The sequence below is a fragment of the Streptomyces sp. NPDC045701 genome, assembly GCF_056432045.1.
Map to the genome: position 1 here is coordinate 395,483 of NZ_JBWKJV010000003.1, position 8,174 is coordinate 403,656.

Here is an 8,174-nt window from a genome sequence, read left to right on the forward strand (position 1 = left end):
TGCGGTCGACTGAGCCCCGTTCGAAGAGGGGCACCCCCTGGAGGCGGCGTCGGTGGACGCGGTCCAAGGGGGCGTCGTTCCGAGTCGGCTGGGTACGTAGACGGTGTCGGCCAGGGGCAGTTGGGGCGAGCCGGGAACCCGGCGGGAAGCCCTGGCGTCCTTGACGCCGAAGGCCGCGCCCCATCCCCGAGTGGCGGGGAAAGAGAACAGCGCTACCGCCAGTGCGCGCCATGGGTGCGCCACCCTCCGCCACGTGTTGAATGGGACACCCGGCCCGGGCTGTGGCTCGGCCCACGCTCGGCGGGCCCCGGCGGTGTGTCCTGCCGCAGGCGAAGAGAGGCCGGCCCGATGCCGGCACCGGCACGGGGCGGTGACGCGCCGGACCGTACGCACAGTGAAGTGACGCACACCTTTTGTTGTGATGTGGATGACCTCGGCGTTCAACGGAAAGGAACGAGCGCTCATGCGCGAGATCCTCGGAAGGCGACGCAGGCTCCGGTTCCGGCGCAGGAGGAGGGCCGCCCACCTGGACGCGGCGCTTCTGTGCGCCACCGAGTGGGACTGGCCCGTACTCCCCGGCGTGGGACTCGAGGCGGCCGGGGGCACTTCCCGGGGCGACGCCCCGGGAAGAGGCCGCGGCGGCCGGGAGCGCGACTGTGCCTGTCCCGATCCCGAGTGCGTCGTACCCGGCGCACACCCCTTCGACCCCGGCCTGCTCGCGGCCTCCACCGACGAGCGCATGGTGCGCTGGTGGTGGGGCAACCGGCCGGACGCCCCGGTGCTGCTCGCCACCGGCGGCCGGGCGCCGTGCGCGGTGAGCCTGCCCGCCGTCGCGGCGGCGCGGGCGCTGAGCGTGCTGGACCGGCGGGAGATGCGGCTCGGCCCGGTGGTGGCGACGCCCACCCGCTGGTCCCTGCTGGTCGCCCCGTACACCCTCGAACAACTGGGTGAGCTGCTGTACGCGAAGGACTGCGTGCCCAGCTCGCTGCGGTTCCACGGCGAGGGCGGCTACCTGGTGCTGCCGCCCTCGGACACCGGCACCGGGCAGGTGCGCTGGGAACGCGCGCCGCTCGCCGGGTCCGCCTCGCCGTGGCTGCCGGACGTGGAGGCGGTCGTGGACGCGCTGGTCGAGGCGAGCACGAGCGCGCCGGACGGCGGCAGCCGGCTGCGCTACTGAGGCCCGCCACCCCGCCTGTCGGCTCCTGGCCCCGCTGTCGCCCGTGCGTCACTCGTACGGGTGTGAGCGGGGCCGAGTTGTACGGGATTCGGGCGCACGGCCGCCGGGACGGCCGTGTTCCGTCGCTATCGTCGCCGCACCGTCACGTTCTTTCCGGGCAGTTGGGCAGGTGGGGTCCCCATGAATCTGCGCGTCATCGGGCTCGGGGCCGTGGTGGTGGCCGCCGCGCTGCTGTCGCCGGCCGCTTCAGCCGGACCGGCCGGTGATCCGGTCGGCGGTCCGGGTGGTCCGGGGGGCGGCCCCGGTGGTTCGGCCGCCGGTCCGAGCGGTCCGGCGGCCGGTCGGGGTCCGGCCGTGGAGGCGAAGCCGCCGCGGGGGCCCGGGGACGCGCCGGCACTTCTGGCCGGAATCCATGCCCCGGCCGCCGCCGGTGCGGCGAGTTGCGGGCCGGAGGTGGCGTCGCCGGACGGGATGGAGGCCCAGACGTGCGTCGTCACGGCGGGGCCCGACACCCGGGCGCGCACCTACCACCGGAATGCGACGGGCCGGGAGCTCGACGCCGTACTCACCCTGATGGGCCCCGCCGGGCGGACCGTACAAGCGCATTGCGAGGTGCGGGCGGAAGACGAACCGGGGGTGTGCGAGACGCCCGGAGAGCCGTCACGCGGGACTTCCGCCGAATACACGGCGGTGGCGGAGTTCGCGGAGAGCGGGGAAAGCCCGCTGCTGCTGCGGTCGGGGAGCAACTCGCCGGAGGGCGCCGCCAGTTGAGGCGCCGGGATGGAGGCTCCCATTCCGCGGAAATGGAAGGGCCCGGTCGCTGGCGACGGGGGATGCACCAGCGACCGGGCTTCAAGCACCGTAACAAGAGATCGGCTGTTCGCAAATTCGATCTCAGTTATTCGGACAGGAATTTACCTTCGGGTACGGGTCATTGTGGCGGAAGTCACCGACCGGTCGGGATGTGGAGGCGATTCCGCCTCTGGTAGTGGATCAGCTGAGGGTGACCTGGCGGTTGGTGAGCCCGCCGCGCGCCCGTCGCTCCTCCGCCGTCAGCGGCGCGTCGACGGCGAGCGCGTCCGCGAGCCGCTCCGCGAAGTCGGCGGCCGGCTGCTCGCACTCCTTCGCGCCCATCCCGGTCGGCAGGTCCCACACCGGCACCACCAGCCCGTGCGCGCGGAACGAGCCCACCAGCCGGGTGCCCTCGCCGAGCGACGACCGCCCGGCGGCGTGCAGCCGGGCCAGCGCGTCGAGCAGCTGCTCCTCGGGGTGCGGCATGACCCAGCGCAGGTGGTTCTTCTCGGGCGTCTCGCACCAGTACGCGGCGTCCGCGCCGGACAGCTTGACCGTCGGGATCGCGGCGGCGTTGGCCCGCTCCAGGGAGGCGGCCACCTCGGGCGCCGAGCTCTTCTCCGAGTCCGGCACCCAGAACTCGAAACCCGGGTGGACGACCGGTTCGAAGGCGGCCTCCGGGTCGAGCAGGTCCTGGAGGCGCGGACCGTCCGCCGGGGCCCTGCCCCCGCCTTCGGCGGCGACGGGCGTGCCCGGCTGGGCGGCCAGCGCACGCCGGAGGGTGTCGGCGAGGTCCCGGCTCAGGTCCCCGGAGGAGGTGTCGTTCTGGAGCGCGAGCAGGACCGAGCCGTCGTCGCGGCGCAGCGCGGGCCAGGCCATGGGCAGGACGGTCGCGAGCGTCACGGAGGGCACGCCCTCGGGCAGGCCGCCCTTAAGGTGGAGCGGCGCGGTGGCGGCGGGCACCAGCTCGCGCAGGGCGACCCAGTCGCACTCGCCGGGCAGGCCCTCGAAGGGCCGCTGGACCAGTTCGGTCACCGCGTGCGCCGCCGCCCGGCCGTGACAGGCCTTGTAGCGGCGGCCCGAACCGCAGGGGCAGGGCTCGCGGGCGCCGACGACCGGGATCTCGCCCTCCGTCAGCTGTGCTTGCGGCTTCCCGGCCTTGGTCTGGGGACGCTTCTTGCCCATGGTGTGACTTCTCCCGTAGCGGCGGTGCGGCACTGCTGTGTCGGCCGCGAGCCTAGCCGCCCGGAGGCGCCGGCCGGGCCATGCGCCGGTGCGCCGCCCGGCCCGGGTCCCCGCCGGGTCCCTCGGGGGTCAGTCGGCGTCCCCCAAGGTGTCGTACGTCCCGTACGCGTCCAGGAAGTCGAAGCCCGGACCCGTGACGCGCGTAGCGAAGTCGTCGCGCCGGTGGCCTCCGGTGAGGAGCACCCACACCGTCACCTCGCCCGACGCGCTGTCCCGTACGCCCCAGTCCTGGGCGAGCGCGCTGATGATGTTGAGCCCCCGGCCGCCGCGCGCGGTCACCGAGGGCGTCGAGGGAACGGGGCGGGTCGGACCACCGCCGTCCGTCACCTCGACGGTCAGCGCGCCGTGCTCGTCGACGCGCCAGGCGGCGCGGACGTCGCCGTCGCCGACCTCCACGCCCCGGCCGAGCGGCCTGCCGTGCCGGCAGGAGTTGCTGAGCAGTTCGGACAGGACCAGTACGGCATCGTCGACGACCGGCTCGGCCATCCCGCTGCGGCGGAGCTGCTCCCGCATGCGGTGCCTCGCCTCACCCACGCCCGCAGGGCCATGGGGTACGGCCATGCTCGACGACGTGGGCACCTCCTGTGCCACCACCAACGCCACCCCCGAGACCTCCTTCGCCCCACGCCACCCTGTGAATGCCCCACTGGACTGGACCGGAAACCGGCCAATCGATGCGCGGTGACGCACTCGGCGCGGACGGACACGGAGTGAATGCGCCGGGGCACTCCCCGTAACGGGAGTTACAGGCGGCCCAGTTGGGACAGAACCTGTTTGGGGCGGTTGGTGATGATCGCGTCCACTCCGAGCCGGGCGCACAGCTCCACGTCCTCCGGCTCGTTCACCGTCCATACATGGACACGGTGACCGGCCCGGTGGAGACGGGCGACGTACCCGGGGTTGTTGCGGACGATCCGGAGCGAGGGGCCGGCGATCCGGGATCCGGCGGGCAGCCGCCCGTCCCGCACGCGTGGGGTGACGAACTGCATCAGGTACACGGTCGGCACGGCGGGCACGGCGGCGGCGACCCGGTGCAGCGAGCGGGCGGAGAAGCTCATGATCCGTACGGGGGTGGTGGTGCCCGTGCGGGGCCGGGACAGCCCGTAGTACTCCAGCAGCTCCACCAGCCGCGCCTCCACCTGGCCGGCCCAGCGAGTGGGGTGCTTGGTCTCGATGGCGAGCTCGATGCGCCGCCCGGCGTCGGCCACGAGCCCCAGCAGCCGTTCGAGGGTGAGGACGGAGGTGTACTCGGGGTCGCCCCAGTCCGGGCTCTCGTTCGGGTCCTTCCAGGCGCCGAAGTCCAGGGCGGCCAGATCGGCCAGCTCCAGCGTGGAGACGGCGCCGCGCCCGTTGGAGGTGCGGTTGACGCGGCGGTCGTGGACGCAGACGAGGTGGCCGTCGGCGGTGAGCCGTACATCGCATTCGAGGGCGTCGGCGCCGTCCTCGATCGCCTTCATGTACGCGGCCAGGGTGTGCTCGGGCGCGTCCTCGGAGGCGCCCCGGTGGGCGACGACCTGGATCGTGTGCTGGCGTGCGTGGGTCACCGCGACATGGTGCCACCGCTGTTCGGCCCTCTTCGACGGGCGTCTGATTTGCCGGAAATAAAGGATGGCCCGGAGACGCACAGCTCCGGCTTACAGTGGCCTGACGGGCTGTGGGAAAAGCTGACCGCAGACACCTGCACAGCGGACTCTTGCCGAAGACGAAGCCGAAGACGCCGAAGATGACGCAGACGACGTGGAACCCCGAGGAGAACGAGCTGTGAGCACCGAGAACGAGGACAACGCGGTCCCGCCCGCCCCGTCCGCACCTCCCGTGCCGCCCTCTTCGTCCGCGCCGGCGGAGGACGCCCACGAGACGGCGGCGCCGGAGCCGCCCCGTACGCCCCCGCACACGCCCGCGTACGCCCCGTCGGCCGCTTCGGCGCCGACGCAGGCCCATGACGTGCCGCCGCACCACACGCCCGGCACCCCGCCGGTCACTCCGCCGGTCGCCCCGCCCCCCGCGCCGCCCGCCGGCACCGGCTGGCCCGCCCCGCCGCCCCCGCCCGCCTGGGGCGCGCCGCTCCCGCCCACCGCCGAGCCGCCGCGCAAACGTTCCGGCGGGATGGTGGCGGCCCTCCTGGTCGCCGCGCTGGTCGCGGGCGGCGTCGGCGGCGGCGTCGGCTACTGGGCGGCCGAGCAGAACGACGGCTCCGGCAGCTCCACGACCGTCGCCGCGGGCGAGGCCCCGGCCGGTTTCAAGCGCGAGCCGGGCACGGTCGCCGCGGTGGCGAACGAGGCCCTGCCGAGCGTCGTCACCATCGAGGCCAAGTCGGGAGGCTCGGAGGCCGAGGGCGGCACCGGCACCGGGTTCGTGTACGACAAGGAGGGCCACATCCTCACCAACAACCACGTGGTGGCCTCCGCCGCGGAGGGCGGCACCCTCTCCGCGACCTTCTCCGACGGCAAGAAGTACGACGCCGAGGTCGTCGGCCGCGCCGAGGGCTACGACGTCGCCGTCCTGAAGCTGAAGAACGCCCCCTCGGGTCTGACCCCGCTCCCGCTGGGCGACTCCGACAAGGTGGCCGTCGGCGACTCGACGATCGCGATCGGCGCGCCGTTCGGCCTGTCCAACACGGTCACCACCGGCATCATCAGCGCGAAGAACCGCCCCGTGGCCTCCGGCGACGGCAGCGGCGCCGGCCGCAACTCGTACATGAGCGCCCTTCAGACCGACGCCTCCATCAACCCGGGCAACTCCGGCGGCCCGCTGCTCGACGCCCGCGGCGCGGTGATCGGCATCAACTCCGCCATCCAGTCGGCGGGCAGCGGCGGCCTCGGCCAGTCCCAGGCGGGCTCCATCGGCCTGGGCTTCGCCATCCCGGTCAACCAGGCCAAGGCGGTCGCCGACCAGCTGATCAGGACGGGCGAGCCGGTGTACCCGGTCATCGGCGCGACGGTGAACATGGCCGAGGAGGTCGAAGGCGCCCGCATCGTCCCCCAGGGCGAGGGCGGCACGCCGGCGGTCGTCCCCGGCGGCCCCGCCGCGAAGGCCGGCCTCAAGCCGGGCGACGTGATCACCAAGTTCGGCGACCGGACCATCGACAGCGGCCCGACGCTGATCAGCGAGATCTGGACCCACAAGCCCGGCGACAAGGTCACTCTGACCTACGAGCGCGGCGGCAAGAGCACGACGGTCGACGTCACCCTGGGCGAGCGCAAGGGCGACAGCGGCTGACGGACGCCCCGTCACCCGGCTCCCGGCCCGGGCGTGCCGGGAGCCGGGTGACGGGCCACAGTGGGGGCATGACCGCAGACCAGCCGCCCGTGACCGTCTCCCCGCCGAACGCCTCCGGCGGCCGCGACGTCCACGCCGACGGCAGCCCCCTGGGCCTCGCCCACAGCGTCGCCGACCTGGTCGACCTGCTCAGCACCGTGGGCCTGGAACTGGGCCCGGACGAAGTGGCCACCACCCGCCTCATCCACTGGCAGGGCGGCGGCCCCGCTGTCTGGGCCGAGTCACCCCCCTGACCCGCCCGCCCCCCACCCGCCAACCGGTAGGCTGTAGCCGCTCCGCCGCCGACGCCGCGGAGCGTGGGTGGGTTGCCCGAGCGGCCTAAGGGAACGGTCTTGAAAACCGTCGTGGCGCGAGTCACCGTGGGTTCAAATCCCACACCCACCGCAGCAGGTCAGCGAAAGACCAGGTCAGAGGGCGGGCCCCGATCGCGGGGGCCCGCCCTCTGCGTTCACCCTGTCTCACCGTGAATCGGGTCTGTACCGCCTCTGACCAGTGCGTGTGGGCCAGCCGTGGGCCAGCCGCGGACCTATTCGTCCGCCTGAAGCCCCTGCTCGATCAGGCGGTTAGCAGCCGCGGAGCCGCCCTTGAGGATCTTGGCGTAGAAGCGGTAGAGCACGGCCATGCTGTGGCCCGCTCGGTAGGCAGCTTCCACTGGATCCACGCCCGACTTGATCCACAGAGAGATGCCGGCGTGGCGCAGGGCATACGGCACCTCAGCGAGCTTCGTCTCCGCTTCCGCCTGCCCGAGCACGGCCTTCCGCGCCGCCTCCCAGACGTCGCAGTACTCCGTGGACGCGACGCGCCCACCCTGCGCGGCTCGGAACAGCCGCCCGTCCGGCGCCACTCCGAATTTCGCGATGTGGGCACGCACCATTCGCACGAACACCGGTGGGATCGGCACACCGCGGACCGCGTTACGTGCACGGTGCTTCAGCCCCCGCTTGTCGTGTGACTTGCCGCTGTCGGTCCACCCCGCGCCGACCTCCGGGTGGCTCTCCGACACCAGCACTTCGCCCCACGCGTCCGGCTCGCTCTCCGGCGGCAGGATGAAGTCCGTTTCGCGCAGAGCCGCAGCTTCCCCGGGTCGTGTCGCCGCGTAGTAGATGCTGCCGAAGAACGTTTCCAGGTGCTCGCCTCGCGGGCCATGCTGCGCGACCTCAGCGATCAGCTCGCGCGCGAGGCGCGGTCCGGGGACGTATCGAAAGTCGACTTCGTCGGTGGCGCTGGGGGCCGCCCAGTCGACCGCGAGGAAGGGGTGGCGGGTGAGAAGCCCGCGTTCCTCGACGGCGTAGCGGAAGGCGTTGCTCAGCACCATGCGCTTTCGCTTCGCCGTGTTCTCCGCCGCTGGCTTGCCGTTCAGCAGCTTGGAGAGGGCGGCGAGGGCGGCGCGTACGTGCTCGGGCCGCGCGGCTTCCTCGACCTTCATGGAGTGCTCCGCCACCCAGGCGAGAGCCTGCCGTACGGCCTCCGGGGGGTCCTCTACGTCACAGCGTGCCATGAGCCCTTGCGGCCCCTCCGCGGCCCGAAAGGCCCATTGGTACAGAGCTGTTCGCATGACCTTGGCATCGGGGCGTCCGCTCTTCGCGGACCCTGGTGGCTAATTCAGTGCTCGGTTGATGCTGCGCCAGCGGGTTCGGGATCATGGGGTGCGGTCGTCACGTCTGGTATCCGGCCGTAGGAC

General features: G+C 73.0%; 8 protein-coding genes and 1 tRNA gene. 5 read left to right on the top strand and 4 right to left on the bottom strand.

Annotated elements, in window-relative coordinates; translation table 11 throughout:
* Nucleotides 1-463: 463 nt before the first annotated feature.
* Both AC07DW_RS05915 and AC07DW_RS05920 read left to right on the top strand, forming a co-directional pair.
* Entirely contained in the window at nucleotides 464-1,177 is a 714-nt protein-coding gene (locus AC07DW_RS05915; RefSeq protein ID WP_478856369.1) for a bifunctional DNA primase/polymerase, read from the top strand.
* Between the two features lie 180 nt (nucleotides 1,178-1,357).
* Nucleotides 1,358-1,948: a hypothetical protein gene (locus tag AC07DW_RS05920; protein WP_478856370.1), complete on the top strand. Its 591-nt coding sequence runs from the start codon at nucleotides 1,358-1,360 to the stop codon at nucleotides 1,946-1,948.
* A 222-nt stretch (nucleotides 1,949-2,170) separates the two neighbouring features.
* Here AC07DW_RS05920 and AC07DW_RS05925 read toward each other — a convergent pair whose 3' ends face one another.
* From AC07DW_RS05925 to AC07DW_RS05935, 3 genes are all read right to left on the bottom strand, one after another.
* A complete protein-coding gene (locus tag AC07DW_RS05925; protein WP_478856371.1) occupies nucleotides 2,171-3,154 on the bottom strand; it encodes a DUF5926 family protein in 984 nt (327 codons plus the stop codon).
* Between the two features lie 129 nt (nucleotides 3,155-3,283).
* A complete protein-coding gene (locus AC07DW_RS05930; protein ID WP_478856372.1) occupies nucleotides 3,284-3,904 on the bottom strand; it encodes an ATP-binding protein in 621 nt (206 codons plus the stop codon).
* A gap of 53 nt (nucleotides 3,905-3,957) precedes the next feature.
* Nucleotides 3,958-4,758 (bottom strand): glycerophosphodiester phosphodiesterase, encoded by an 801-nt coding sequence (locus tag AC07DW_RS05935; protein WP_478856373.1) that lies wholly within the window; start codon nucleotides 4,756-4,758, stop codon nucleotides 3,958-3,960.
* A gap of 217 nt (nucleotides 4,759-4,975) precedes the next feature.
* On the opposite strand from AC07DW_RS05935, the gene AC07DW_RS05940 reads away from it, so the two are divergent.
* From AC07DW_RS05940 to AC07DW_RS05950, 3 genes are all read left to right on the top strand, one after another.
* A complete protein-coding gene (locus tag AC07DW_RS05940) occupies nucleotides 4,976-6,433 on the top strand; it encodes a S1C family serine protease (protein ID WP_478856374.1) in 1,458 nt (485 codons plus the stop codon).
* Nucleotides 6,434-6,501: 68 nt separating this feature from the next.
* The gene (locus tag AC07DW_RS05945) at nucleotides 6,502-6,726 is read left to right on the top strand and encodes a hypothetical protein (protein ID WP_478856375.1); all 225 of its coding nucleotides are present in this window, start codon (nucleotides 6,502-6,504) and stop codon (nucleotides 6,724-6,726) included.
* Nucleotides 6,727-6,792: 66 nt separating this feature from the next.
* Nucleotides 6,793-6,877: transfer RNA gene (locus AC07DW_RS05950), tRNA-Ser, on the top strand.
* Nucleotides 6,878-7,019: 142 nt separating this feature from the next.
* Here AC07DW_RS05950 and AC07DW_RS05955 read toward each other — a convergent pair.
* Nucleotides 7,020-7,919 carry a hypothetical protein gene (locus tag AC07DW_RS05955; RefSeq protein ID WP_478856376.1) on the bottom strand — a complete coding sequence of 300 codons (900 nt, stop codon included), beginning with the start codon at nucleotides 7,917-7,919 and terminating at the stop codon, nucleotides 7,020-7,022.
* Nucleotides 7,920-8,174: the final 255 nt, after the last annotated feature.